23 protein-coding genes and 1 tRNA gene are annotated in these 23873 nt (G+C 49.7%); 11 read left to right on the forward strand and 13 right to left on the reverse strand.

The window, feature by feature from the left end:
* Positions 1-35: 35 nt before the first annotated feature.
* The 3 genes from FRZ59_RS09325 to FRZ59_RS09335 form a co-directional block, all read right to left on the reverse strand.
* Positions 36-869 carry a prephenate dehydratase gene (locus tag FRZ59_RS09325; protein ID WP_132130296.1) on the reverse strand — a complete coding sequence of 278 codons (834 nt, stop codon included), beginning with the start codon at positions 867-869 and terminating at the stop codon, positions 36-38.
* 488 nt (positions 870-1357) lie between these two features.
* Positions 1358-2428, reverse strand: a complete 1071-nt coding sequence (aroB, locus tag FRZ59_RS09330) for a 3-dehydroquinate synthase (RefSeq protein WP_132130295.1) — start codon at positions 2426-2428, stop codon at positions 1358-1360.
* A gap of 18 nt (positions 2429-2446) precedes the next feature.
* Positions 2447-3661, reverse strand: coding sequence for an acyltransferase family protein (locus tag FRZ59_RS09335; protein ID WP_207910342.1), 1215 nt, complete (start codon positions 3659-3661; stop codon positions 2447-2449).
* Positions 3662-3718: 57 nt separating this feature from the next.
* Between FRZ59_RS09335 and FRZ59_RS18505 the strand changes: the two genes are divergently transcribed.
* Positions 3719-3889 carry a lipoprotein gene (locus tag FRZ59_RS18505; protein WP_158640584.1) on the forward strand — a complete coding sequence of 57 codons (171 nt, stop codon included), beginning with the start codon at positions 3719-3721 and terminating at the stop codon, positions 3887-3889.
* Here the strand turns inward: FRZ59_RS18505 and rimO are convergent.
* The 5 genes from rimO to rpmB form a co-directional block, all read right to left on the reverse strand.
* The gene (rimO, locus tag FRZ59_RS09340) at positions 3870-5234 is read right to left on the reverse strand and encodes a 30S ribosomal protein S12 methylthiotransferase RimO (protein WP_132130294.1); all 1365 of its coding nucleotides are present in this window, start codon (positions 5232-5234) and stop codon (positions 3870-3872) included. The genes FRZ59_RS18505 and rimO overlap by 20 nt on opposite strands.
* Positions 5234-6208: a signal recognition particle-docking protein FtsY gene (gene ftsY / locus FRZ59_RS09345; protein WP_132130293.1), complete on the reverse strand. Its 975-nt coding sequence runs from the start codon at positions 6206-6208 to the stop codon at positions 5234-5236. The genes rimO and ftsY overlap by 1 nt, the downstream gene beginning before the upstream one ends.
* Before the next feature lie 73 nt (positions 6209-6281).
* A complete protein-coding gene (locus FRZ59_RS09350) occupies positions 6282-6479 on the reverse strand; it encodes a DUF4295 domain-containing protein (protein ID WP_132130292.1) in 198 nt (65 codons plus the stop codon).
* Positions 6479-6661, reverse strand: coding sequence for a 50S ribosomal protein L33 (gene rpmG / locus FRZ59_RS09355; protein ID WP_132130291.1), 183 nt, complete (start codon positions 6659-6661; stop codon positions 6479-6481). Before rpmG ends, FRZ59_RS09350 begins: the two co-directional genes overlap by 1 nt.
* A 50-nt stretch (positions 6662-6711) precedes the next feature.
* Positions 6712-6945 carry a 50S ribosomal protein L28 gene (gene rpmB / locus FRZ59_RS09360; RefSeq protein ID WP_132130290.1) on the reverse strand — a complete coding sequence of 78 codons (234 nt, stop codon included), beginning with the start codon at positions 6943-6945 and terminating at the stop codon, positions 6712-6714.
* 139 nt (positions 6946-7084) lie between these two features.
* On the opposite strand from rpmB, the gene FRZ59_RS09365 reads away from it, so the two are divergent.
* The 5 genes from FRZ59_RS09365 (at position 7085) to FRZ59_RS09385 (ending at position 14057) form a co-directional block, all read left to right on the forward strand.
* The gene (locus FRZ59_RS09365; RefSeq protein WP_132130289.1) at positions 7085-8443 is read left to right on the forward strand and encodes an MFS transporter; all 1359 of its coding nucleotides are present in this window, start codon (positions 7085-7087) and stop codon (positions 8441-8443) included.
* A gap of 112 nt (positions 8444-8555) precedes the next feature.
* Positions 8556-10457, forward strand: coding sequence for an acetate--CoA ligase (gene acs, locus FRZ59_RS09370; protein ID WP_132130288.1), 1902 nt, complete (start codon positions 8556-8558; stop codon positions 10455-10457).
* 18 nt (positions 10458-10475) lie between these two features.
* Complete coding sequence (locus FRZ59_RS09375) at positions 10476-11468, forward strand: SDR family oxidoreductase (protein ID WP_132130287.1); 993 nt, start codon at positions 10476-10478, stop codon at positions 11466-11468.
* A complete protein-coding gene (locus FRZ59_RS09380; protein ID WP_132130286.1) occupies positions 11465-12253 on the forward strand; it encodes an SDR family NAD(P)-dependent oxidoreductase in 789 nt (262 codons plus the stop codon). The genes FRZ59_RS09375 and FRZ59_RS09380 overlap by 4 nt, the downstream gene beginning before the upstream one ends.
* 46 nt (positions 12254-12299) lie before the next feature.
* Positions 12300-14057, forward strand: coding sequence for an SLC13 family permease (locus FRZ59_RS09385; RefSeq protein ID WP_132130285.1), 1758 nt, complete (start codon positions 12300-12302; stop codon positions 14055-14057).
* Between the two features lie 85 nt (positions 14058-14142).
* Here FRZ59_RS09385 and FRZ59_RS09390 read toward each other — a convergent pair whose 3' ends face one another.
* Complete coding sequence (locus tag FRZ59_RS09390; RefSeq protein WP_132130284.1) at positions 14143-15915, reverse strand: chloride channel protein; 1773 nt, start codon at positions 15913-15915, stop codon at positions 14143-14145.
* 102 nt (positions 15916-16017) lie between these two features.
* Between FRZ59_RS09390 and surE the strand changes: the two genes are divergently transcribed.
* The 4 genes from surE (at position 16018) to FRZ59_RS09410 (ending at position 18316) form a co-directional block, all read left to right on the forward strand.
* A complete protein-coding gene (gene surE / locus FRZ59_RS09395) occupies positions 16018-16797 on the forward strand; it encodes a 5'/3'-nucleotidase SurE (protein WP_132130283.1) in 780 nt (259 codons plus the stop codon).
* On the forward strand, positions 16781-17035 hold the full coding sequence (locus tag FRZ59_RS09400; protein WP_132130282.1) for a hypothetical protein: 255 nt from the start codon (positions 16781-16783) through the stop codon (positions 17033-17035). The genes surE and FRZ59_RS09400 overlap by 17 nt, the downstream gene beginning before the upstream one ends.
* A 14-nt stretch (positions 17036-17049) precedes the next feature.
* Complete coding sequence (lpxB, locus tag FRZ59_RS09405; protein ID WP_132130281.1) at positions 17050-18147, forward strand: lipid-A-disaccharide synthase; 1098 nt, start codon at positions 17050-17052, stop codon at positions 18145-18147.
* A gap of 95 nt (positions 18148-18242) precedes the next feature.
* Positions 18243-18316: transfer RNA gene (locus tag FRZ59_RS09410), tRNA-Ala, on the forward strand.
* 84 nt (positions 18317-18400) lie between these two features.
* Here FRZ59_RS09410 and FRZ59_RS09415 read toward each other — a convergent pair.
* Entirely contained in the window at positions 18401-19780 is a 1380-nt protein-coding gene (locus FRZ59_RS09415) for a Fic family protein (RefSeq protein ID WP_132130280.1), read from the reverse strand.
* 168 nt (positions 19781-19948) lie between these two features.
* Between FRZ59_RS09415 and FRZ59_RS19055 the strand changes: the two genes are divergently transcribed.
* Positions 19949-20092: a DUF1016 N-terminal domain-containing protein gene (locus FRZ59_RS19055; protein ID WP_225975285.1), complete on the forward strand. Its 144-nt coding sequence runs from the start codon at positions 19949-19951 to the stop codon at positions 20090-20092.
* A gap of 106 nt (positions 20093-20198) precedes the next feature.
* Here the strand turns inward: FRZ59_RS19055 and FRZ59_RS09425 are convergent, their stop codons facing one another.
* From FRZ59_RS09425 to FRZ59_RS09435, 3 genes are all read right to left on the reverse strand, one after another.
* On the reverse strand, positions 20199-20867 hold the full coding sequence (locus FRZ59_RS09425; protein WP_132130279.1) for a hypothetical protein: 669 nt from the start codon (positions 20865-20867) through the stop codon (positions 20199-20201).
* Between the two features lie 77 nt (positions 20868-20944).
* The gene (locus FRZ59_RS09430) at positions 20945-22525 is read right to left on the reverse strand and encodes a S41 family peptidase (RefSeq protein ID WP_158640585.1); all 1581 of its coding nucleotides are present in this window, start codon (positions 22523-22525) and stop codon (positions 20945-20947) included.
* 249 nt (positions 22526-22774) lie between these two features.
* Positions 22775-23872: an alkaline phosphatase family protein gene (locus FRZ59_RS09435; protein WP_132130277.1), complete on the reverse strand. Its 1098-nt coding sequence runs from the start codon at positions 23870-23872 to the stop codon at positions 22775-22777.
* Position 23873: the final 1 nt, after the last annotated feature.

Consider the following 23873-nt stretch of genomic DNA (forward strand, 5'->3'; position numbering starts at 1 on the left):
TTTCGCTGTTATTTGTTTAATTACTTGATGTATTCCTATTTTCTTGTATCGTTACTTTTGTACTCTCCCATAACCGATAAATTATGAGTGTATTTTAATATTTTCCTGAGCGAAAGGTCGTAGGCTTTCTGTTCGGTCCATTCCAGGTCCAGGTAGAAGTTGTACTCGTTGGGTTTCCCCAGGACAGGCATGGATTGGATCTTGCTCAGGTTGATATTATTCTGGGCAAAGATCGTAAGCACCTTTGCCAGCGATCCCGGTTTGTTATTTACCCTGAAGCAAACCGATGCTTTGTTCGCATCTTTAATATCTTCGTGTTCCCTGGCAATGACCAGGAAGCGGGTATAATTTTTCTTGTTGGATTCGATGCGTCTTTCCAATACTTCCAGCCCGAAAGCCTTTGCCGCATTCAGGTTGGCGATGGCTACCGTGTCCTTTAGCTGCAGGTCTTGTATTTCCTTTGCGCAGGCGGCGGTATCGCTTTTTTCCAGGACGGTAATTCCCTGCAGGTCCTGAAGAAACTCTTCACACTGGCGGATGGCGATGGGATGGGATTGCACATATTTAATGTCTTCAAACCGCAGTCCCGGAAGCGCCAGCAAATGCAGCTGGACGGGAAGAAATATTTCACCGATGATCGGGAAATTATAATCCTGGAGCAGGGAATAATTGGGCAGAAGGCTGCCGGCGATGGAATTTTCTATCGCCATGACGATATAGTCGGCCCTTTCCTGTTTCATTTCCTCGAACATCCGCTTGAACGTCATACATTCCAGGGTTTCGATTTCCTCACCGAAATAAGTAAGCGCCGCTTCTTCGTGGAAGGAAGCTTTTATGCCTTGTATTGCTATGGTTGGTCTTTTTGCCATTATTTTACAAAAAAAAATCCCGAGCTACTCACTCGGGACTTACAGTATTCTTGTTCAAACGCACTAGTTTTACAACAAGTCCCGATGGGGCTTATTAAAAAAATAAAAGTAAAACCAGTTGTTTGATATAGTTCTCATAACGTTTGGCAAATATAGATGATGATTTTTTAAAAAGCAAAATATTTTTTTGTAATTCCGCATCATTAGCCGGGGGCTGCAGTTTACCGACCGGGCCGCTACAGTTTTAATAGCGTTACAATGGCAGCCAGCTGGATTGCGGGTATCTCCGTCCTGTACTTCTCCGGCCGGGGCGGTCTTATTCCGGTAGCCCGTTGTAAAATGCTCCGGCTTGCCGGTACGTTACAGTTTCAACAATGCGGCGATGGCGACTAGCTGAGTTGCCCAAAAAACGAATGACCATAGAATAAGCCTGCCCTGAATTTGTCCCAGATCCGCTTTAGTAGCAAGATGACCGGGAACCGGCAGACTTATTTGAACAGCCCGTTATAAAGTACGAGGGCTTGCCGGATCTCTTCTTCCGTGCAGGTCTGGTTGATCACAAATTTTCCGATCCCTTCGAGCAAGGTGAAATTAATCGTTCCCTTCTCGTTTTTCTTATCTTTCTTCATGAATTCGGCCAGCTCGGCAAAAGCGCCCTCGGGGATCCGGTAGTTGGGGTAATAGGCGAGCAGGAAATTCTTTATATCGGTCAGGGCGCTTTCTTCCAGGCCGGTTTTGGTATGGGATAGCCAGGCTTCGCAGATCATGCCGATGGCAATTGCTTCGCCATGAAGCAGCGGGTCTTTATCGTGAGCCAGGGAATAGCTTTCCACCGCATGCCCGATGGTATGCCCGAAATTGAGCGCTTTTCGTATGTTCCGTTCTTTTGGGTCTTCCAGGACGATCTTGTTCTTGATATTTACCGAATGGAAGATCATGGCATTGTCAACGCTTCCCATGGCATTGCTTTGAAGGTCGAAATAATAGCCGCTGTCACATATAAGCCCGTGCTTGATCATCTCGGCAAAGCCGGACAGCAATTCCCGGCGGGGCAGGGTATAGAGGAAATCGGTATCGATGAACACCGCCTCCGGGTTGGTGAAGGTTCCGATGATATTCTTAACATGGTCCATGTCAATCCCGGTTTTGCCGCCAACGGATGCGTCAACCTGTGATAACAACGTGGTAGGTACCTGGATGAAATCAATACCCCGCTTATAGGTAGAGGCTGCAAAACTTCCCATATCTGTCACCATGCCGCCTCCAAGGTTAATGAGCAGGCTGTCGCGCCCGGCCCCGAAATCGAGCAGCATTTTCCAGATACCTATGCAATAGTCAATATTCTTGTGGGCCTCCCCCGCATCAATTTCAATGATATCGTATTCTTTCAGCAGCGGAAGCTTTTCCGTGAATTTAGGAAGGCATTTTTCCGAAGTATTGGTATCGGCCAGGATGAAGGTCTTCGCATATTTTTTTTCTTCAAGGAATGTTTGCAGAGGGCCGTAACTGTTCCCCACATATACATTGTAGCCCTCACTATTGATGATGAAAGTTTGCATGGCACAAAGGTAGAAAGATTAAATCTTTATAAACAGTTTCCTTTTATACATCCAGTAAAGGATCAGCCATTCCAGTAATAACACGAGTGCCCCGCTTAGCAGGGTGGAGAAAGCCGGCCCGAAAAGCTGGTCGTAATCCGGTCCCAGGTGGATATACAGGGACCGGACCAGGAAGGCTTTGATCCCGCCGTCAGCAATGACATAGGCGGCAATGGAATTCATCCCGATAACGGTCAGGAAAAAAGACCATTTTTTTATTCCCGCTATATCAATAAGTCCATAAAAGAACGCCAGGAACAAGAAGCAGATCCCTCCACTGAACAGTGTCCAGGCGGGTGTCCAGATGCGCTTCACAATGGGGTTGATGCCGGTAATGTGCAGCAGTAATCCAAGGGCAATTAAACTGAAGCCGGCAATGGCCAGGTAGCGAAGGGTTTCTTTTTGTGAGCGCCCGGACTTTAAAACATTCCCTGCAAGCAGTCCCAGGATCATCGTCCCCAGCGTGGGAATAAAGCTAAGCGTGGAGTAACCTCCGCCGTTATTCAGAAAAGGGCTTTCGCGCGGGAAGAGATTCAGGAACCAGCGGTCGAATGCCCAGGCAAGGTTGGTGTTCTTATTCCAGTGTGCCGCGAAGCCCTGGAAATTATGTTCCCATCCCGGAGGGACGCCCGCCAGTTCATAATTAAAAGAAGGGCCGGGCAGGGGATAGAGGGCGAAAGCCAGCCAATAGCCTGCCAGGAGGATCACCAGGGCACTCACCTGTACGCGCTGCGAGCAAAAGCCCAGGATAAAAAGAAAAGTATAACCAAGCCCGATCTGGGTAAGGGTATCCTCAAATGTGAAGTAGGTTTGATCGGAATGCATGGAGCGAAGAAAAATGCCCAATAAGATCAGGATCAGGGCCCGGATAATTGTATGTTTTAACAAGGACCCGAAATCAGCTCCTTTTTTGATCCTGCTCGCAATGGAGTAAGGAAGCACGACACCTACCAGGAACGTAAAAGACGGCTGTATCATGTCGTGCAGGGAACAACCGGCCCAGGGAACATGCGATTGGTGAAAGGCCAGCACCTGCCAGAAGGAGCTGTCAGGCAGGGCTGCTGCAACCGACCCGATGGAAAGCACTTCGGCCATCATCAGCAGCATGACCAGCCCCCGGTACACATCAACGGAAGCGACCCTGCCCTGGGGCAAGTGTGGATTTACAATGGGAGCAGAGGCTTTTTTCATCATAGCGGCTGCGGTATAGTTTTTGCAATTTAAAAAAATTGCATATTAATCCGCTTAATCATGAAAAAGTCGTATTTCCTTCAGGGATTCCTGTTTCTTTTCCTGCTGACAGTACTTTCCGGCTGCGATCTCGTAGCAGGGATCTTTGAAGCAGGCGTATGGGTGGGCGTGATCCTGGTGGTCGCTGTTCTTGTCCTGATTATCTGGCTTCTCAGGAAAGTGTTTCGTTAATGCCTTTTTGCGAATTTTCGCCGGCGCTCAGGGGAATCCCGTAAAGGTCGAACTCTTCGGCGTCGGTGATCCGCACCTGGCAAAAATCCCCGACAGGTACATACTGGTCAACGGCGTTGATCAGGACTTCGTTATCAACTTCCGGTGAGTCGAATTCGGTGCGGCCAACAAAATATTCGCCCTCCTTTTTGTCGATAAGGACTTTGAATTCTTTACCCTTCTTCTCCTGGTTCAGCTCGTAGGAAATACCCTGCTGAAGGGACATGATCTCTTCGAGCCTTTCTTCCTTGGTCTCTTCCGGCACATTGTCTTCCAGCGAGGCGGCGTGGGTGTTCTCTTCATGGGAATACGCGAAAACTCCCAGTCTGTCAAAACGGATGTCTTCCACGAAACGGAGCAATTCCTCGTGGTCCTGCGCCGATTCGCCGGGGTAGCCGCTGATCAGGGTGGTGCGCAAGGCGATCCCGGGGACCCGTTCCCGTATGGTTTGGATCAGTTCCACCGTCTTTTCCCTGGTAATGCCCCTCCGCATGGATTTTAACATAGGGTTGCTGATATGCTGAAGCGGCATGTCAAGGTAATTACAAATATTAGCGCGCTCCTGTATTACTTCCAGGATATCCATCGGAAAGCCGGAAGGGTACGCATACTGCAGGCGTATCCATTCAATGCCTTCCACGTCGGAAAGAAGCCGCAGCAGGTCTGGAAGGGTTCTTTTTCCATAAATATCAAGCCCGTAAAAGGTGGAGTCCTGGGCAATCAGCACCAGCTCTTTTGTGCCCCGGCCGGCCAGCTTCCTGGCCTCCTTAACAAGTTCTTCCGATGGCCTTGAAACATGTTTACCGCGCATCAGCGGAATGGCGCAGAATGAGCAGGGACGGTCACAGCCCTCGGATATCTTAAAGAAAGCGGAATGGGAGGGGGTGGTTAAAAGGCGTTCCCCGATAAGTTCGTGGCGGTAGTCCGCGCCAAGGGTTTTCAGCAGCCGCACCATTTCGTTGGAACCGAAATAGTCGTCCACCGTGGGGATTTCTTTCCTTAACTCCGGCTTGTAGCGCTCGGATAAGCAACCGGTAACGAAAAGTTTCCCGATCTTTCCCTGTTCTTTTAACTGGTTGTAACGGAGTATGGTATCTATGGATTCCTGTTTGGCATTATCAATAAAGCCGCAGGTATTGATCACGACAATATCATCCGCCCGGTTCCTGCCGTCTTCATGGGCTACTTCCATATTATTTCCGCGGAGCTGCCCCATGAGTACTTCCGAATCTACCAGATTCTTGGAACATCCCAGTGTGACCACATTCACGCGCGGTTTTTCTTTGTGTCGGTCCTTCGTACGCATTATTTCTCCCTGAAGAGGCTGTCCACAAAAGCTACCCTGTCGAATAGCTGCAGGTCCTCTTTTCCTTCTCCTACTCCAATGTATTTTACCGGTATTTTAAACTGGTCGGAAATCCCGATCACTACGCCGCCCTTTGCGGTGCCGTCCAGTTTGGTGAGCGCAAGGGCATTCACTTCGGTAGCTGCCGTGAATTGCTTGCACTGCTCAATGGCGTTTTGCCCCGTGGAAGCATCCAGCACAAGCAATACTTCGTGCGGCGCCCCGGGAACTACCTTGTTCATTACGTTCCTGATCTTGCTTAGCTCGTTCATCAGGCCCACTTTGTTGTGAAGACGGCCGGCGGTATCAATAATGGCCACATCTTCGTTATTCGCAATGGCTGATTTCAGTGTGTCATAGGCCACGGAGGCAGGGTCCGAACCCATTTTTTGAGAAACAACGCGCGCGGCGGCACGTTCTCCCCAGACATGGATCTGTTCTACGGCTGCCGCACGAAAGGTATCGCCGGCTCCAAGCACCACTTTTTTACCAGCCTGGTTGAATTTATGGGCCAGCTTGCCAATGGTCGTCGTTTTCCCTACACCGTTAACACCAACAACCATGATCACATAGGGGCGGATAGTTTCCGAGTAGGTATCGTCAAAGCCCGCCGAATTGTTTTCCGAAAGCAAGGCGGCCACTTCTTCCCGCAAAATAGTGTTCAGTTCGGTCGCGTTAAGGTACCTGTCGCGGGCAACCCGCTCTTCGATCCGTTCTATGATCCTGAGCGTGGTACTTACGCCAACGTCAGAGCTAACCAGCAGTTCTTCCAGTTCGTCCAGTACTTCCTCGTCTACCCGGGACTTGCCGGCAACCATTTTGGACAGGCGGGTAAACATGCTGTCCTTGGTCTTTTCAAGCCCCTTGTCCAGGGCCTGGGATTCAGCTTGTGTTTCTGCCGGCTTTTTGCTTTTAAAAAGATCGAACAAACCCATGCTTCTTGTTTTTTTATAGCAAAAAAGCTCCTTTCGCAACCGAAAGAAGCTTTCTTAAGCTCTTAAATTCGCATTAATTCTGGGCGGTTTCTTCAGCCTGGGTTTCCACTTGTTCCTTGGCGGCCTGGAATGCATCCCGGATGTGATCATTGTGAGCGATCATTTCCTTGAACGTGTAGGCCCCGGTTTTTGGTGAACGCACAGAAGTGATCACCTTGGAAAATTCCTTGCCTTTACCGGTTTTCAGCGTTGCAACTGTTTTCTTTGCCATTACTTGATTTCTTTATGAACAGTTACCTTTCTAAGTACGGGATTGAATTTTTTCAACTCCATTCTTTCAGGTGTATTTTTCTTGTTCTTGGTTGTGATATATCTTGAAGCGCCGGGCATTCCGCTTTCCCTGTGTTCGGTACACTCAAGAATTACCTGTACTCTGTTCCCTTTCTTAGCCATCCTTATTTAGTTTAAAGTTTAAGGTTCAAGGTTACCCTTGCCTGCAACTCTTATATTTTTCCTTTTTTTACAAAATTATTAAGGCAGGCGCTGATCCCTTTTTTGTTGATGGTTTTCAAGGCTGAAGCAGAAACCTTCAGGGTGATCCACTTGTCTTCCTCAGGGATATAGAATTTTTTTACCTGTAAATTAGGATAGAACCTGCGCTTGGTCTTCGCGTTTGAATTTGAAACGCTGAACCCGTTCATTGATTTCTTACCTGTTAAATCGCAAACTCTTGACATGACTCTGATTTTACTCCATTCCCCGCTTTTATGTGGCCTGTATATGGCCTGGCCTGCGAGATGGGCTGCAAATATAGGGAAAATAATTTTTAATTCTTCAAATCTTCAAATTATATTTATCGCCTAACCCAAATATGATATGACTGAAAACAACAGTACTGAAAAGCGTAAAATATGGCAGGTAATTGCCGCTTCCTCCGTGGGGACCCTGATCGAATGGTATGACTTTTATATTTTCGGAAGCCTCGCTACTATCCTGGCTACTAAGTTTTTTCCGGAAGATAATCCCACAGCGGGTTTTCTTTCCACGCTTGCACTCTTTGCTGTAGGCTTCGTTGTCCGGCCTTTCGGAGCCATTGTTTTCGGGCGTTTGGGCGATATTGCCGGCCGGAAATTCACGTTCCTGCTTACCTTGCTTTTAATGGGAGGGTCCACCTTCCTGATCGGGCTGGTGCCTTCCTACCAGACCATCGGTATCTGGGCGCCCATCCTGGTTTGTATATTACGGCTTGCCCAGGGCCTGGCCCTCGGAGGCGAATACGGCGGAGCGGCAACCTACGTAGCCGAACACAGTCCCGACAACCAGAGAGGGTATTATACTTCCTGGATACAGACAACTGCCAGCCTGGGCCTTTTCGTTTCGCTTGGCGTAATCTTGGGAACCCGCTATTCCATGACTGCGGACCAATTCGGCGAGTGGGGCTGGCGCATCCCCTTCCTGCTGTCTATTGTGCTGGTGACCGTCTCTTATTTTATCCGTATCCGTTTAAAAGAATCGCCCCTGTTTGCGAAACTGAAAGCAGAGGGCAAGACTTCCGTGAATCCTATTAAGGAAAGCTTCGGCAAAAAAGAAAACCTCCGGCTGGTGTTGCTGGCATTGTTCGGCGCAACGGCCGGGCAGGGAGTGGTCTGGTATACCGGACAATTTTATGCGCTGTCTTTTATGCAGAAGTCACTGAATATCGAATTCGTGCAATCCAGCATCATCATCGTGATCGCGCTGCTTTTCGGTACGCCGTTCTTTATCCTGTTCGGGCGTCTTTCCGATAAGATCGGGCGCAAACCCATCATGATGACCGGGCTTATTGCCGCCTGTATTCTCTATTATCCGCTTTACAGGGGTATGCATGCCATTTCGGTGAGCCAGGCGGCCGCTTTCGCCGAAGACGGGAAACTGCTGCTTTCAACCGCGGGCATATGGCTGATGTCAGCGCTGATATTTGTGCAGGTTGTGCTGGTAACGATGGTATACGGACCCATAGCCGCCTTCCTGGTAGAACTGTTCCCCACCAAAATACGCTATACTTCCATGTCTTTGCCCTACCATATAGGGAACGGCATTTTCGGCGGGCTGACACCCTTTATTGCCGCCTCCGTAGTTGCGGCAACAGGAAATATATACGCCGGGCTGATCTACCCCATAGCGGTGGCCGCCATTTCGTTTATTATTGGTTCGTTTTACCTTCGTGAAACCTACCGGAATAAGATGAATGATTAAGTTCGAAACCTGACGCAGCTGGTAAGCGGTTGGGCTCAAAAAGGTGATTAATCCTCTCCGGCTTTAGAAAATGGCGGGGATTTCATAACTTGTGAGCTCATAAACCAAGAACATGAATTATCAGATCAGATCATTTGAAGAATACGAAGATGCCTACCGGAAAAGCGTGGAAGACCCTGAAGGATTTTGGGGAGAAATAGCGGAGCAATTCCAGTGGAGGAAGAAATGGGATAAGGTGCTGCAGTGGAATTTCGAGGAGCCGGATGTGAAATGGTTCCAGGGCGGAAAGCTGAATATTACCGAGAACTGCCTTGACCGGCATCTTCAAACCCAGGGAAATACCCTGGCCCTTATCTGGGAACCGAATGATCCGAGAGAAGCCGCGGTAAAGATCACCTATCGCGAATTATACGAGAAAGTATGCCGTTTTGCCAATGTTTTGAAGAAACACGGGGCGAAAAAGGGGGACAGGATCTGTATTTACCTGCCCATGGTGCCTGAACTGGCGGTGGCGGTACTGGCCTGCGCTCGTATAGGAGCCATTCATTCGGTAGTATTCGGCGGTTTTTCCGCCCGCTCCATTGCCGAGCGGATCCAGGATGCTCAGTGCAGCATCGTCATTACCGCAGACGGCAGTTTCCGGGGCACAAAGACAATTCCCCTGAAAGAAGTGATCGACGATGCGCTGGAACAATGCCCGTCGGTAAAGTCGGTATTGGTACATACCCGCACCCGCACGCCTGTTTATATGCAGCGCGGCAGGGATTACTGGCTGCAGGAAGAGCTGAAAGGCGCTGATTCCGATTGCCCGGCCGAAGAGATGGATGCGGAAGACATGCTGTTCATCCTTTATACTTCGGGATCCACCGGAAAACCGAAGGGTGTGGTACATACCTGCGGCGGGTACATGGTATATGCCGCCTATACGTTCTCGAACGTATTTCAATACGCTCAGCCGGAGATTCATTTCTGTACCGCGGATATCGGCTGGATCACCGGCCATACCTATATTGTTTACGGGCCCCTTGCCTGCGGAGCAACTTCTGTCATGTTTGAAGGGGTTCCCAATTATCCGGATGCCGGCCGGCTTTGGGATATCGTGGATAAATACCGTGTGAATATTCTCTATACCGCCCCCACTGCCATTCGCTCCCTGATGCAGTCAGGGATGAAATTTGTGGAAGGAAAGGACCTTTCCTCGCTGACCAAGCTGGGCAGCGTGGGGGAACCTATCAACGAAGAGGCCTGGTACTGGTTCCATGAGCATATCGGAAAAGGGCAATGCCCCATCGTTGACACCTGGTGGCAAACCGAAACAGCCGGGATCATGATCTCGCCGCTGGCGGGGATCACGGAAACGAAGCCGGGTTATGCCACACTGCCCCTGCCCGGGGTGCAGCCGGTATTGCTGGACGAAAAAGGCGAAGAGATACAGGGGAACGGCGTTTCGGGCAATCTTTGCATTAAATTCCCCTGGCCCGGGATCATCCGCACCACCTACGGAGACCACGAGCGCTGCCGGCAGAATTATTTCGATACTTATAAGGGCATGTATTTTACCGGTGACGGCTGCCTCAGGGATAAAGACGGGTATTATCGCATTACCGGCCGGGTGGATGACGTGATCAATGTTTCCGGTCATCGTATCGGGACCGCGGAAGTGGAAAACGCTATAAATATGCACACCGGTGTGGTTGAATCGGCGGTAGTTGGCTACCCGCATGCCATTAAAGGGCAGGGTATCTATGCCTATGTGATCACCGAAAAGGGGATAGAAGAGGAAGAAAGCGCCCGGCAGGGGATTTCTGCGACGGTGGCCCGGCTCATTGGCCCGATTGCCAAGCCGGATAAGATCCAGTTTGTCCGCGGCCTTCCGAAGACGCGTTCCGGGAAGATCATGCGCCGGATACTACGAAAGATCGCGGAAGGTGATACCGCCAACCTGGGAGATACCAGCGCCTTGCTGGATCCGCCTATTGTGGACGAAATTAAAAATGGCGCAGTAATTTCTTAAAGCAGGGAAAGGGCCTGCATGAAAATTTTTATTACAGGAGCCACCGGCTTTATCGGCAAGCATCTTGCCCTGAAACTGGCAGCGGAAGGACACCGGGTACACGCGCTGGCCCGGCCCTCAGCCGCAACGGAGGATCTTGTCCGTGCGGGCGTACAGCTGTTCAAAGGTGATCTCCTGGCTCCCGGGAGTATTGCGGAAGCCATGCAGGATTGCCGGGAGGTGTTCCACCTGGCGGGTTTCGCCCGTGCCTGGCATAAAGATCGTTCAACTTTTCACCGGGTCAATGTAACGGGGACGAAAAATGTCCTGGACGCGGCCATGCAGCTGGGAGTACTGAAAGTAGTGGCGGCGTCTACTGCCGGGGTGTTTCCGCCTGCGCTTAACGGCAGGCCGGTAACTGAAACGGCCGCCCGGAGGCCGGATCTTTATACGGAATACGAACGGACAAAAAATGAAGGGGAAGAACTGGCGGCAAAATATGCGGCAAGGGGCTTACCGGTGGTGATCATTAACCCTACAAAGGTTTTCGGCCCCGGCCCTGTGGATGAAAGTAATTCTGCTACCCTGATGATCCGTAACTACCTGAGAGGAACCTGGAAAATAATTCCCGGCAATGGAAAAGGCGTGATGGATTATGTATATGTCGAAGACGTCGCGGAAGGTATCCGCCGGGCTATGGAAAAGGGCAGGCCGGGTGAGCGATATATCCTGGGAGGAGAAAATGTAAGCTATGACCGCTTTTTTAAAACGGTTGCCGGGTACATGGAATCCCCCCGGCGGCTTTTTAAAATGCCGGTGGCCCTGATCATGAGCATCGCCGGCCTGGACGCAGCTAAAGCAAGGATCACGGGCTTAAAGCCCCTGATCACTCCCGAATGGGTACGAAAGATCCCTTATAACTGGTCCAAAGATTCGGCGAAAGCCAAAAGCGAACTCGGCTATTCGGCCAGGCCCTTTGATGAAGCGGTAAGGCTTACCATTGCCTGGCTGCAGCAAACCAGGCAGGTATGAACGCAGAACCCTCCTTTACGCTGATCACCGGCGCAAGCATGGGGATCGGGAAAGCGCTCGCGGAAGAATGCGCCCGCAGGCAGATGAACCTACTTCTGGTTGCCCTGCCCGATCCGGAGCTTGACCGCCTGGCCTCCGGCCTGCGAAAAAAATACGGGGTGCGTATCCATGTTTTCGGCCTGGATATGCTGGCCGCGGATGCTCCCCGGAGAATTTACGAATGGTGTGTGGAGAATAATTTCGCGGTAGATAAGCTGGTCAATAATATCGGGATCGGCGGAAGAAGTGATTTTGAAACCAGCACGCTGCCGGAACTTGACAGCATGCTGATACTGAATATCAAGACGGCTACTTTTCTTTCAAAACTTTTCGTTGAGCGGCTTAAAAGGCACCCGAGGTCCTACATACTCAATGTGGGAAGCGCGGCCGGATTTTTTCATGTTCCTCACAAAGCGGTTTATTCAGCAACCAAAGCCTACCTCTATTCTCTCACCAGGGCGCTTCGGTCTGAACTGAAGCCGCTGGGGGTCCACGTGACGCTCCTGGCTCCGGGAGGAGCGAATAATAAACATGACCCGGTGGTACACAGGAAAGTAAACGGCTGGCTGCACCGGAATCTTCATCACAGCCCGGAATACATTGCCCGTACGGCCCTGGACGGAATGCTAAAAGGCCGGAACCTGATCGTACCCGGTTTCCTTCCTAAGGTTTACATCCGCCTGAGCAAGGCCTTTCCCGCATCTGTAGTGGACGCTGTAGTAAGGGTGATTTTTCGCAACCGGTAATATTTAAGCTGCTAATATTTATCTTAGGGCAGTCAAACGCACCTGTATGGAAATAGCTATTGTATTGATCCTGCTGGCAGCGGCTATCACTCTTTTTTCCCTGGAGGTATTATCCGTTGACATCGTTACCCTGCTGATTTTATTCGTCCTGATCGTTTCAGGCATCATTTCCGTACAAGAGGCGTATACGGGTTTCGGCAGCGATTTTATTGTGATGCTGGCAGCTATTTTCGTGATCGGGGCGGCCATCGAGGAGAACGGTATCCTGGAGGTACTCGGAAGGGAGGCTGTCCGGAGGCTGGGAAAGAATGTGTTCGTATTGACGGCCGGAATTATGGGAATCAGCATCGTGCTTTCAGCATTTATGAACAATACCACCCTTACGGCCCTGTTGATCGCGCCTGTCATGTCTATCAGCCGGTATATTAAGGTGAACCCTTCGAAGTTATTGATGCCGCTTGCTTTTGCTTCCCTGCTGGGAGGAACCTGTACCCTTATTGGTACTTCCACCAACGTGGCTGGGGCTGCATATATGTCCAGCGTGGGGCTTGTGCCTATTTCTATGTTCGAATTGCTTCCCCTGGGGCTGGCCCTGTGTGTGGCCGGTATCGTGTATATGCTATTCGTAGGGCGAAAGATCATCCCGGAAAGGGGCAAGGTAAACCTGGCTGAATTACCGGAACGATTTTACCTTAGCGAAGCCCGCATTTTAAGCGGCTCCCCCATGATCGGGCAGTCTGTGTATAAATCGGACCTGTACCGGATGGAATTCAAGATTCACCGGATTGTCAGAAGGGGTGTAAAGATAAAAATAGATGCCTCTGTCTATCTCCAGGAAGGGGATACTCTTTTCGTGGAAGGAAATGCCAAAAAACTGCTCAAGCTGAAGGACAAGGAAGGAATTGATATTGTAGGAGACACCCTGGTCAATAAGGAAGAGACCCGCGAAAAAGACCAGCATATCGCGGAAGTACTCATTAACAAGAATTCGCGCCTGATTAATCAAACGTTGCGTACCAATGAATTTAAAAGGCGCTGGGGGCTGGTTGGACTGGCCCTGCATCGCCCGGGGAAAAAGGATATAGTGGAGCTGAAGAATATCCCCCTGCAAATGGGCGACATTCTCCTGGTTCAGGGCAGAAGCGAAGATATTAGTTACCTGGCGAAGGCTAATAACCTGATTGTGGTGGGAGAAATGCGCCATAAGATCAACGCTACGCGCCGGGGCTGGTTTACCTTCGGCTTGTTTATACTCGCTATTATACTCGGATCGGCAGGGATATTGCCGGTGAGCGCCGCTTTTATGATGGCAGCTGTCATGTCGGTCGTTATCCGGGCCATCGATACGCAAACAGCTTACCGGGCCATCGACTGGCGGCTGCTGGTGCTGATTGGCGGGATGACTGCCTTTGGGATAGCCATGAAAAATTCAGGAGCGGATGTTTTCCTGGCGGATATGATCGCCTCGGTATTTGAATCTTCGGGCCCACTATGGGTAATGGCCAGTTTTATGGTGCTGACAGTCGTCCTTACCCAACCAATGTCCAATGCCGCCGCGGCGCTGGTGGTGCTTCCCATTGCTATTCAGACAGCCCAGGTAATGGACGTAAATCCGCGGAGTTTCGCGATTTCCATCATTGTTTCGGCTTCCATTTCCATGATCACACCTTTCGAGCCTTCCTGTATCCTGGTGTACGGGCCGGGCAATTACAAGTTTTTTGACTTTGTCCGGGTGGGGGGGCTGCTGACGATTTTGCTGCTTGTTATTATCTGGCTGATGGTCCCGGTTTTCTGGCCGCTTTAGCGCGCGTTGTGCCGGATTTGGCGCCCGCAATCGCTCAAGGCTTATTTTCGGGATCCCGGATGCTGTACAGCTGCCCGCCGGAGGGTTAAAAGAACCTGTTTCCTTTGTTGAGTTCGCTGCGGTAGCGGGCCAGGACCTTCATCCTGGAGATGAAGCCCATGAATTTTTCCTCGTGGACTACGGGAAGGTACCAGGAATTGACCCGGTCGAACCTTTCCAGCGTGGAGGACGCCGGCTCATGAAGCGAGATGATCTCTTCGGGCTGCTGGCAGAGTTCGCTTACCCTTACGGAATCGTAGTGTTCCGTATCGTATAATTTTTTGCGGATATCGTTCAGCTTTACAATGCCTTCAAACCGCCCTTCTCCATTGGTAACGGGGATCACATCCCGGCTGGTAGCTGCAGAAAGCTCCGCCAGTTTCCTGAGGGTGTCGCCGGGACGCACGCTTACCACATCTTTTTCCAGCAGTTCATGGGCGGATACCTGGTTCAGAACCATTCTTTCAGTATGCATAAGGCGGCGGTCACTTTTCTTTGCGCCTGCTTTCGGGCCCTTGTTTTCGGAAGAATATTTCAGGAAATAGGAAGTGGCGCAAACCAGCATTAAGGGCACGAACAGCTCATAGCTTTGGGTAATGTCCGCGATCAGGAAAATCGCCGTTACCGGGGCGTTCATCACGCAGGCGAAGGTCGCTGCCATTCCCAGGTAAATATAGGTGACCGGGCTTACTACCAGATCGGCCCCTGGTGCGAAAAGGAAAATGGCCTTATAAAAGAAATATCCCAGGAATCCCCCGGTAATAATGGAAGGGGCAAAATAACCCCCTTCGCCCCCTGAGTTCACGCTGAGGCCGGTGCTGAGCGGTTTGGCAATGGTCAGCAGCAGAAAGAACAGCAGGTCCGAGACATGGGTATGCGGGAAGTTGCTGAACACCGAATTAGAGAAGACTTCACTTTCGTTCGCCCTGAGCAACTCATTGACACTCACGTAACCTTCCCCGTACATCGGGGGAAATAAAAATATCACTGTACCCAGTATCAGCCCGCCGGTGATCGCCCGGAGGTAGTCATTTTTTATCATCGACAGGTAACGATAACAAAAACGGTAGGTCTTGTCCAGGAAGCGGGCAGCAAGCATGCCTGCAATGCCAAGGGCCAGCACGAACGGCAGCTGGTCGTAGGTGAAGTCGGGAATCGGCGCCTCGAAGCGTAGCTGATCGCCCATGAATACTTCGAACAGGATCTTGCCGAAAACCGCCGAGATCAGCAAGGGGATCAGCAGGGTAGGGGTGAATTCAGGCAATACTGTTTCGAGCGCGAAAAGAAAGCCGCCCACCGGTGCATTGTAGATGGCCGAAATGCCGCCGGCAATGCCGCAGCCGATCATCAGGGTCCGCTGCTTGTAGCCCAGCCCCAGGAACTGTCCCGTATTGGAACCGATCGCAGAGCCCGTGGTGATAATGGCGGCCTCTACCCCGGAGCTTCCGCCAAAACCAATAGAGAGGCCGGTGGTGATGAATTTGGAATACATCAACCGGAAATTGATAACCGAGCCGTTGTTTTTTATGGCTTCGATCACATGTCTTGCGCCGCGGAAGTTGACCGTTTTATAAAAGATATTCCTGTTGAGAAAAACTACCAGCAGCAAGCCCACCATGGGGATGATCAGGTAAAGGAAGCCCGGAAAAAACCGGATGGCATATTCTTCCACGTAAGAAATGATGGTTTTGATCAGGATAGCCGCCAACCCCACGATCACGCCGACGAGGGCGCTTAATATCAGCGGCATTACCCGGCTGTCGCGTTGCTTTCTCCGCCACCTAAGGAATTTTAGCTGGTATTTGCTGGGTTTGTACATTCGCTTACCTGTTTTCCTGCTGTCAGCTAAAAATAACAATAATCGGGCGAGAAAGCGGCCTTTATTTTCCAAGTAGAAGGCAGATGTTTAACTTAGCGCGGTATGAAAAACGAGAAACCAGTCATTCTTGTCACCAACGACGATGGCATAACCGCCCCGGGTATCCGGAGCCTGATGCATGTTATGAAAGAGCTGGGCCACGTGGTGGTAGTGGCGCCCGACAGCCCCCAGTCAGGCATGGGACATGCCGTTACCATTGCCAAACCCCTGCGGCTCGACAAAGTAGAAGTTTACAAGGGCTTTGAAATGTACCAGAGTTCCGGCACCCCCGTAGACTGCGTGAAGCTCGCAGTGAACAAAGTCCTGCACCGGAAGCCGGACCTGTGCGTATCCGGCATCAACCACGGAGCCAATTCTTCCATTAACGTGATCTATTCGGGAACCATGTCAGCCGCTGTGGAAGGGGCCATTGAAGGGATTCCTTCCATAGGTTTTTCGCTTTGCGATTACAGCCAGAACGCCGACTTTTCGCCCTGCGAACCCTATGTGAGAAGCATAGTGAAAGCCGTACTAAAGAACGGCCTCCCGAAAGGGTCCCTGCTGAATGTGAATTTCCCGAAAGCACCCGATTTTAAAGGACTGAAGGTATGCCGGCAGGCCGTAGCAAAGTACGAGGAAGAGTTTGACGAGCGGATTGATCCGCACGGCCGGAAATACTACTGGATGACCGGTAAATTCGCCTTGTACGATAAAGGGGAAGATACGGATGAATGGGCTCTGGATAACGGCTATGTGTCGGTTGTACCTGTGCAGTTTGATATGACAGCCTACAACAGCATTCCCTTCCTGAACAATATCGATTTTAATGTTCAAACGAAATAATATGTACATGGGGGTGGCGCTGGGGGCCTGCCTGCCCGCCCTTGCCATTGTACTGGTAGAATTGCTGAAACTGGAGATCCGCACGGGGATGCGGGAATCAACCATTTACATGATCTGTATAGGCCTCAACGCCCTGCTTTTCCGGCAATTTTTCAAAGCCGGGAAAGAGGACACGGCCAGGGGCGTATTGCTGGTCACCTTTATGTACGCGCTCGTTTTTTTTATTTACAAGATGTAAAGTTTAAAGGCGGTATGAAGTATTATGTCATTGCGGGAGAGGCATCCGGCGATCTGCATGCTTCCAACCTGATGCGGGAACTTCGACGGCGCGACCCGTCCGCCAGTTTCCGCTGCTGGGGAGGAGATCTTATGCAGCAAGAAAACGGTATCATCGTGAAGCATTACCGCGAAATGGCCTACATGGGTTTCGTGGAAGTACTCACGCACCTGCCCGCTATTTTCAGGAATATCCGCCAATGCAAGCAGGACCTCCTGCAACACCGCCCCGATGTATTGATCCTGGTCGATTTCCCCGGCTTCAATCTCAGGATCGCCGAATTTGCCAAGCAACAAAACATCCCGGTATTCTACTATATCTCTCCCAAGATCTGGGCATGGAACCAGAAAAGAGTGTTGAAAATCAAGCGGGTAGTGGATAAAATGTTCTGCATTCTTCCTTTCGAAGTAGATTTCTACCGCCGCTGGGGAATGGAAGTGGATTATGTGGGTAATCCGCTCGCGGATGCCATAGCCGCCCGGGAGGCTACCGACGCGGCACTGCACGGTGATCAGCCTCTGATTGCGTTATTGCCGGGGAGCCGGAAACAGGAAATAACGCGAATCCTTCCCGAAATGCTCCGCGCCACCGACCATTTCAAGGATTTCAGAGTAGTGATAGCGGGCGCTCCCGCCTTTTCAGAAGACTTTTACCGCCCGTTTACCGGCAGCCGGCAAATCCAGGTAGTATTCGGACAAACATACGACCTGCTGCGTGCCTCCCGCGCAGCCCTGGTCACTTCCGGAACGGCCACACTAGAGACCGCCCTCCTGAACGTGCCCCAGGCGGTACTTTACAAGGCCAATGCACTCTCGGTTGCCATTGCCCGCAGGGTGATCAAAGTGCCGTACATTTCCCTGGTCAACCTGATTGCCGGAAAAGAAATCGTAAAAGAATTGATCCAGGAAACCTGCAATGAAGAACAAATAGCCGCCGAACTGGGCAAGCTGCTGCATGATGAACCCTACCGAAACCGCATGCTGGCAGACTATGAAGTGCTGAGGGGCATCGTGGGCGGTCCGGGCGCTTCCACCCGTGCAGCGGAAAAAATGCTGGAATATCTTTCCGAATAAATTTTGAAAGCACTATATTTGCCTTCCCTTTCGGAATTGCAAGATCGGGCGCTGCAAGATACCGCCGCGCTTTGCGCGAATCCCGAAACAAAAACGGGGAATTAGCTCAGCTGGCTAGAGCGCTTGCATGGCATGCAAGAGGTCATCGGTTCGACTCCGATATTCTCCACAAAACGGGAAAATCGTCTGATTTTCCCGTTTTTTTGTAATTAGCTTTGTTCCATCTGTTGACGCCCCGAGCCATTTTACACGATTACTTATTCCATACGGCTTTCCATCGCCTGAATTCACTTGGCCGGATCCAATAGCGGGCAAAGTTCCCGTCATGCAATGATAGAAGTTCCGTTTCAACCGCTTCAATGAATTTTGAACGGTCTGCTTCCGGGATTTGCTCGGCATAGGACGTAATGGCTTCGGAAGCGCTGCTCGAGTCCATTGCCTGTGAAATTACCTGGGTAATCAGTGTGCGGATGGCATCCCGGTATTTCAACCTAAAGGGGTTGGGTTCGCCGAGTGATTGCCGAAGAGCAGCATACCGCGCTGCTGAACGTCCGTACGCCCAAAGAAAAACATCCTTTAATAATTCGACGCGGTTTAATTCGTAAACGGCCAGCATTCCCTGGATATACAGGTCCTCTGGCACATCAATAAAAGATAAGGGTGAAAGATTATGCCGATTAAAAGGGATATTGGCTGCAAGCCTTGAAACGCGCTTATTGACGTCATCAAAAGGTTGCAGGTAAGGAAGCTGCACCATGATGAAAAAGGATTGCTCAAAAGGATTTTTGATTTGCTCTGCCTTTTGGAGTAGCAAGTCGAAATATTCTTCAATGAGCTGAGGAATAACCAAGGGGGTATATACAGATCTGGCAATGCCCACTCCAAAGCTTCGCAATCGTCCCGGAGCCTCGGGATCCGCCAATAGATTATTTGCCAGCAGACCATGCAAATTTTGAATAGTATAGCGGTTGAAACGGATTTCCGGATCTGATTGGACAATAAACTCTATGGCATCCTTGTGATTCAGGATCATCTGGGCGTCCATCGCTGATTTACTGTCGGATGCTTCGCCCAAAGAAATCAGACGTTCGGTATCCAATAACGTATAGGTATTTCCTTCCAGCCGACTGGAATTCCATGACAGGTCAATCAACAAACGGTTCAGGATTTGTCGGGCATAAGTTCCCGCAGGCTGATCCAGTTTGGCGGTATTGCCAAGTTCGGCAAGCCGCTGCACTTCTTCCCGGGTTAGGTAGCTATCGGCATTGGGGCGATAAGATTCTAGAAATTCGCGCTGGTAACCCACAGGTACCCGCCGCTGTATTGGTTGTGACAAATGCCTGAGAAGATCCTTGCTGACGGCCGTCAATGGAATAGCATCAGTGTGCCGTTCCTTTGGTTGATGTGCAACGGTTTGGGGCAGCAGGTGGTATCGTACGGCCCGGGCTTTACCGGTTGTGGTGATTTCGCCGTTAGCGATAAGGTTGGACAAACGACGCTGGAGGCTACGCATTTTCAAGGGTAAGCCGGACGCCTTGAGGATTTCATCGGCGGATGCTCCGTTTGGGTATTCTTTTAGGGCTTCCAGTATCTGCCTAACCTCTTCCTTTGGGCTGTTATTATTGTTATTCATTCATCCAGTATTGCGACAAAAACGATTAATTGCGACAAAAATACCGATTTTTTGTCGCAATACCTTGTATCGCGACAAAAATTAGATATCGCGTCAATTGGATGGTTTGTCGAAATCAAGGTGCGGTAGATCAAACCCGGGTGTTGATATATTGGAATATAGGTATCCATTGACAACGAAGAAAGAAGAGAATATTACCAATCAGAGGCAGCCAACAACAATTGGACTGCTCGTCAATTGGAACGGCAAATCAACAGCCAGTTATACGAGCGACTTCTGCTGAGCAATGATAAGGAAAGCGTTTGGCTTTAGCACGGGGTGAAAAGATGCCTTCCGGTTCATTGCTATGCGCGGATAAAAATGACGCAATGGTAAAAATTACCCTCCCGGAAAATAATAATTAAAATATCGATCCAGACTATTCCTCATGGTCTTTCACGTTAATCCCCTTTTGTCTAAATCGAATATTGGTATAATTGGTTTGCAGATCCAGCGTGTCTGTATACGTATAGGTACGGACTAACTGATCGCTCAAATGAAGTTTCGTAATAACCGGCTGTTTTTCATAGCCGTTTTCCAAGAGGATAATCGTTGAATCGTTTTCCCAAAACGCATCTTCTACCCATTGCGAGGGACCTCTATATGTAAGCCGGCTTACAGTCTTTCGTTTCATATCCACCAAATTGACCTCCTGATCGGGGGAGAAGGACGGTTCTCCGCTTTCGTCAATTCCCCAGTTATTGCTATCAAAATCCAAATACATGCTCTTGTCCGGGTTAAATATCAAAAAAGGCTCATAAATGGCCTCAAAATTCTGGTCAAAGCTTCCCAAAACATTTCCCTGCATGATCCTTAACGAATCTGTTGACGTCAATTCGAAATCAGCAAGCGAAAAGCCCGGCTCTATTTTTTCATAATAACCAGCCCATTGGGCTAATGTGCTGTCCGAATTTTTGTCTAAGTTGAATTTTTGTGTTTCCGGTTGAGGTGTCAAGGACTCCTGAGCAGGCGAACCCTTATTTATTTTCCAGTCCGCACAGGAACTGAGGCAAATCGATGCAATAATGATATAAACAGGTACTCTCACTATAATACATGTTAAGGTTGCGAGCTTGGCGATTTATACGTTGGTCGTAAACATACAAAAATCCACAGGCAAAGAAATTAATCGGGATTACTTTTAATGAGTGAGATGGTAAATTCCAATTCTGTGTCCTTATTGCCGGCAAAATCGTCTAAAGAGGGAGCAACGGTGTAGTCAGGCAGTATTCCCCGGCCTTTGAGAGGCTCGTAACCGTTCAGATTGACCACTCTTTTTACAAATGGAATATCTACCCTGATTTTTGTATTGGGTAAAGTGATATCCGTGCCTGTGCCGGAAACCGGGCCTTCCATGTCCCCGCCGCTTTCTTCCCCGATGAATATGGCATCTTTCCTGTTCACCCGTATTAATGTAGCAAGTATTGATGCCGCCGACCCGGTGGCGCCGTTTATAAGAACATATAAATTATGCTGGTAGGCTTTGGGATCGCGTTGCATAGGGCGGGACCATTCTTCCGTTTCATATTCTGCGTCTGACCGGTAGGTGCCATCCTTCTGAAGGATGAAGAGTTCGTCTGGATAATCCTTTAGGGCGGTAGAGTCAGAAAAATACTGTCTTACATCAGGAAACCGGTAATTTTTAACCTCGTGGTAGTTGTAAGGTCGAAAGTCCTGCTTTGTCAGGTATTTCAATAGTTCGACCCCAATCCTCAGGTTTCCGCCCTCGTTTCCCCTGAGATCAATAATCAGGTTTTGAATCGATCTTTCGCGGATTAAATCGAAAATAGCCCTGAATTCAGTAGAAGGACTGTAGTTATATTTTAACCAAACATAATTATGGAAATCGGAAAGTCTCAGATAGGCGGTCTGGTGATCCAATAGGGCAAATTCAAATGGATTTTCCCGGGTTTTCTTCGGATCGTTCACCGTGGAATACCTTCTCCAGTAATTGTTGAATATTTCTTTAGAGGTAAGTGCCGGTACATCCACCGAAACCGCTGCAGTATCACCATACTTTCTTACCTTTAATCTAAAGGTATCGGGCCTGCCTATAAAAATGGCGTAATGCACCATGAACCGGTTGTAAGTCTGGTGGAGCGAGAACTGCTCGAGATTCCTGCGTCTGAATGTTTCAATAAAGCCGTTTGTATGAATCGTCGGCAACAGGGTTTCCAGAATTTGCCGTGAGGAAAGGTCGTTGATTTGCAGAATTTCTGTTCCGCGGTTTAAAGACAGGTCATTGCTTAGATTATTGTCAATAAACAGCCGGTTGTCAATGATCTTGATGAAAAAGGGAAACAGCGGCGATCCGGACTTGGACCCGGAGTGATAGTAAACGGTTTGTCCAATCTGGTTATCCCAATATTCCCTGGAAGGCAACGCAAAAGTATGCTCATCCCGGATTGATGTAACTACCCTGTTTACTATTTTGAAAAAGTCGGTTTCCGTCATCGGAGCCTTAATACTACTGTAGGAACGGGTAAACAAGGAGTCCATAGTTGCCTTGCTGGCATATCTGTGAAGCCCTATATGCACCTCTTGAAGAACCTCCCTCAGTATATTGAAGTCCTCTTGCAACGCCTGCACCTCAAACTTCCGCTGGGGAATATGACCTTCCCGGGCTGCTGCCTGATATTGGTGGCCAACTGCCGGGGATTTACTGCCGCCGTCATTTACACTGGCGACCTGGCCATACAGCCTCATGGAAATCAGAATCGGTGATATGATGATAAACACTAATATGTAAGACCTCATATTGGCAATCTGACATGATACAACAGGAAATGAAACAATATCGCGATTTTCTTTGATATGCCGGCGGAAATTGCACTGATTCTCATCATGAAGAATATGGAAATAAATAACCAATCAATAACGAGCAAAAACGAAAACATTAATTGCCCGGATCAACTTCTCCCTGCGAGAATTGATCCGGGCAGTTTGCATGCGGTACTACTGGTCTTGTTTCTTGAATGCGTTCTTTATCATTGGGCCTGTTTCGTGGCTGGTTTTAAAATCAAGGCCCAAAAATGCTGCGGTTGTTTCCGCTACCTGGTTCTGATAATAATTTCCTTTTACAGAGGTGATTTTACCCGAAGGGGTGTCAGGCCCTATGATGGCTATCCATATTTCGTCCGCGCCTTTCACGGAAGCTCCATGACTGCGCCAGGCGCCGGGCAGAGCAGTTCCCCGGCCATGGTCTGTTGTGATAATAAAGGTTGTTTTCCCCTTGTACCGCGGGTCGGATTGGGCGAAGTCCCAAAGTTCTTTAATGAACTTGTCTGTCTGATGGGCGGATTGAAGGTAGGAATCATAGCGTCCGTGATGGGCGAAATCATCGGTCTCCCCGTAAGCGACATATAATATTTGCGGGTGGCGCTTCTTCAAGTACTCCATGGCATAATGATGCGTGAAGGCGTCGTACCGAACTGAAGACCACAGCGGAGGGATTTCGTGCAGCAGCTCGTTTAGCAGTTGCTCCCGGCCGGTCAGGGGGCTGATGCTGGCGGTGTCGAAACCGGCGTTTACTGGATAATCAGACCTTTCCGCATTCAATATATAAGGGAACACGTCCCAGGATCCGAAAGCGGCTACCTTGCCTTTCATGCCCGGCTGTTCGCTGATGAAGTCGAGTACTGTTCGGTTGGGGTTTGGGATTTTATCATTGCTGTTAATCCTTTTATCGGCATGTCCGGTCAGTATCTCGTTATAACCGGGGTACGAAAACCAATGCGGGTTGGTGACATTTACGTAGGAATCTTCCTGCCGGTTGCCGTATAGTTGGCCTTGTCCGGCTACGGTACTCCAAAAGAAAGGCAGCAGGGCCTTCCGGCGTGCTTCGCCGGAAGCACGCCAGAACATTTTTTTTAACCTGATGCCGTCTTCTACGAAATCTTTATTTGCGATCAGTTCCGGGTCAGCCCCGGTGAATACTTCCTGCCAGCGGAGTCCGTCAAGGGTGATCAGAAAGATGTTCTCCGTCTTCATTTCCTGCGCTCCGGAGATCAAATAGCTGCATAGCAGTATTGTAAATAGCCAGGTCTTTTTCATT

The organism is Anseongella ginsenosidimutans, from assembly GCF_008033235.1.
GTDB classification, from domain to species: domain Bacteria; phylum Bacteroidota; class Bacteroidia; order Sphingobacteriales; family Sphingobacteriaceae; genus Anseongella; species Anseongella ginsenosidimutans.

Bases quoted from the DNA above. Each gene is read 5' to 3' on its own strand.
- FRZ59_RS09375 (WP_132130287.1), top strand. From the start codon at position 10,476: ATGAAAATTTTTATTACAGGAGCCACCGGCTTTATCGGCAAGCATCTT.
- FRZ59_RS09365 (WP_132130289.1), top strand. From the start codon at position 7,085: ATGACTGAAAACAACAGTACTGAAAAGCGTAAAATATGGCAGGTAATT.
- FRZ59_RS09335 (WP_207910342.1), bottom strand. From the start codon at position 3,661: ATGATGAAAAAAGCCTCTGCTCCCATTGTAAATCCACACTTGCCCCAG.
- rpmG (WP_132130291.1), bottom strand. From the start codon at position 6,661: ATGGCTAAGAAAGGGAACAGAGTACAGGTAATTCTTGAGTGTACCGAA.
- FRZ59_RS09430 (WP_158640585.1), bottom strand. From the start codon at position 22,525: ATGAGGCTGTATGGCCAGGTCGCCAGTGTAAATGACGGCGGCAGTAAA.
- FRZ59_RS09390 (WP_132130284.1), bottom strand. From the start codon at position 15,915: ATGTACAAACCCAGCAAATACCAGCTAAAATTCCTTAGGTGGCGGAGA.
- aroB (WP_132130295.1), bottom strand. From the start codon at position 2,428: ATGCAAACTTTCATCATCAATAGTGAGGGCTACAATGTATATGTGGGG.
- FRZ59_RS09385 (WP_132130285.1), top strand. From the start codon at position 12,300: ATGGAAATAGCTATTGTATTGATCCTGCTGGCAGCGGCTATCACTCTT.
- acs (WP_132130288.1), top strand. From the start codon at position 8,556: ATGAATTATCAGATCAGATCATTTGAAGAATACGAAGATGCCTACCGG.
- FRZ59_RS09435 (WP_132130277.1), bottom strand. From the start codon at position 23,872: ATGAAAAAGACCTGGCTATTTACAATACTGCTATGCAGCTATTTGATC.
- lpxB (WP_132130281.1), top strand. From the start codon at position 17,050: ATGAAGTATTATGTCATTGCGGGAGAGGCATCCGGCGATCTGCATGCT.
- FRZ59_RS09350 (WP_132130292.1), bottom strand. From the start codon at position 6,479: ATGGCAAAGAAAACAGTTGCAACGCTGAAAACCGGTAAAGGCAAGGAA.
- rpmB (WP_132130290.1), bottom strand. From the start codon at position 6,945: ATGTCAAGAGTTTGCGATTTAACAGGTAAGAAATCAATGAACGGGTTC.
- FRZ59_RS09400 (WP_132130282.1), top strand. From the start codon at position 16,781: ATGTTCAAACGAAATAATATGTACATGGGGGTGGCGCTGGGGGCCTGC.
- FRZ59_RS09380 (WP_132130286.1), top strand. From the start codon at position 11,465: ATGAACGCAGAACCCTCCTTTACGCTGATCACCGGCGCAAGCATGGGG.
- ftsY (WP_132130293.1), bottom strand. From the start codon at position 6,208: ATGGGTTTGTTCGATCTTTTTAAAAGCAAAAAGCCGGCAGAAACACAA.
- rimO (WP_132130294.1), bottom strand. From the start codon at position 5,234: ATGCGTACGAAGGACCGACACAAAGAAAAACCGCGCGTGAATGTGGTC.
- FRZ59_RS18505 (WP_158640584.1), top strand. From the start codon at position 3,719: ATGAAAAAGTCGTATTTCCTTCAGGGATTCCTGTTTCTTTTCCTGCTG.
- FRZ59_RS09415 (WP_132130280.1), bottom strand. From the start codon at position 19,780: ATGAATAACAATAATAACAGCCCAAAGGAAGAGGTTAGGCAGATACTG.
- surE (WP_132130283.1), top strand. From the start codon at position 16,018: ATGAAAAACGAGAAACCAGTCATTCTTGTCACCAACGACGATGGCATA.
- FRZ59_RS09325 (WP_132130296.1), bottom strand. From the start codon at position 869: ATGGCAAAAAGACCAACCATAGCAATACAAGGCATAAAAGCTTCCTTC.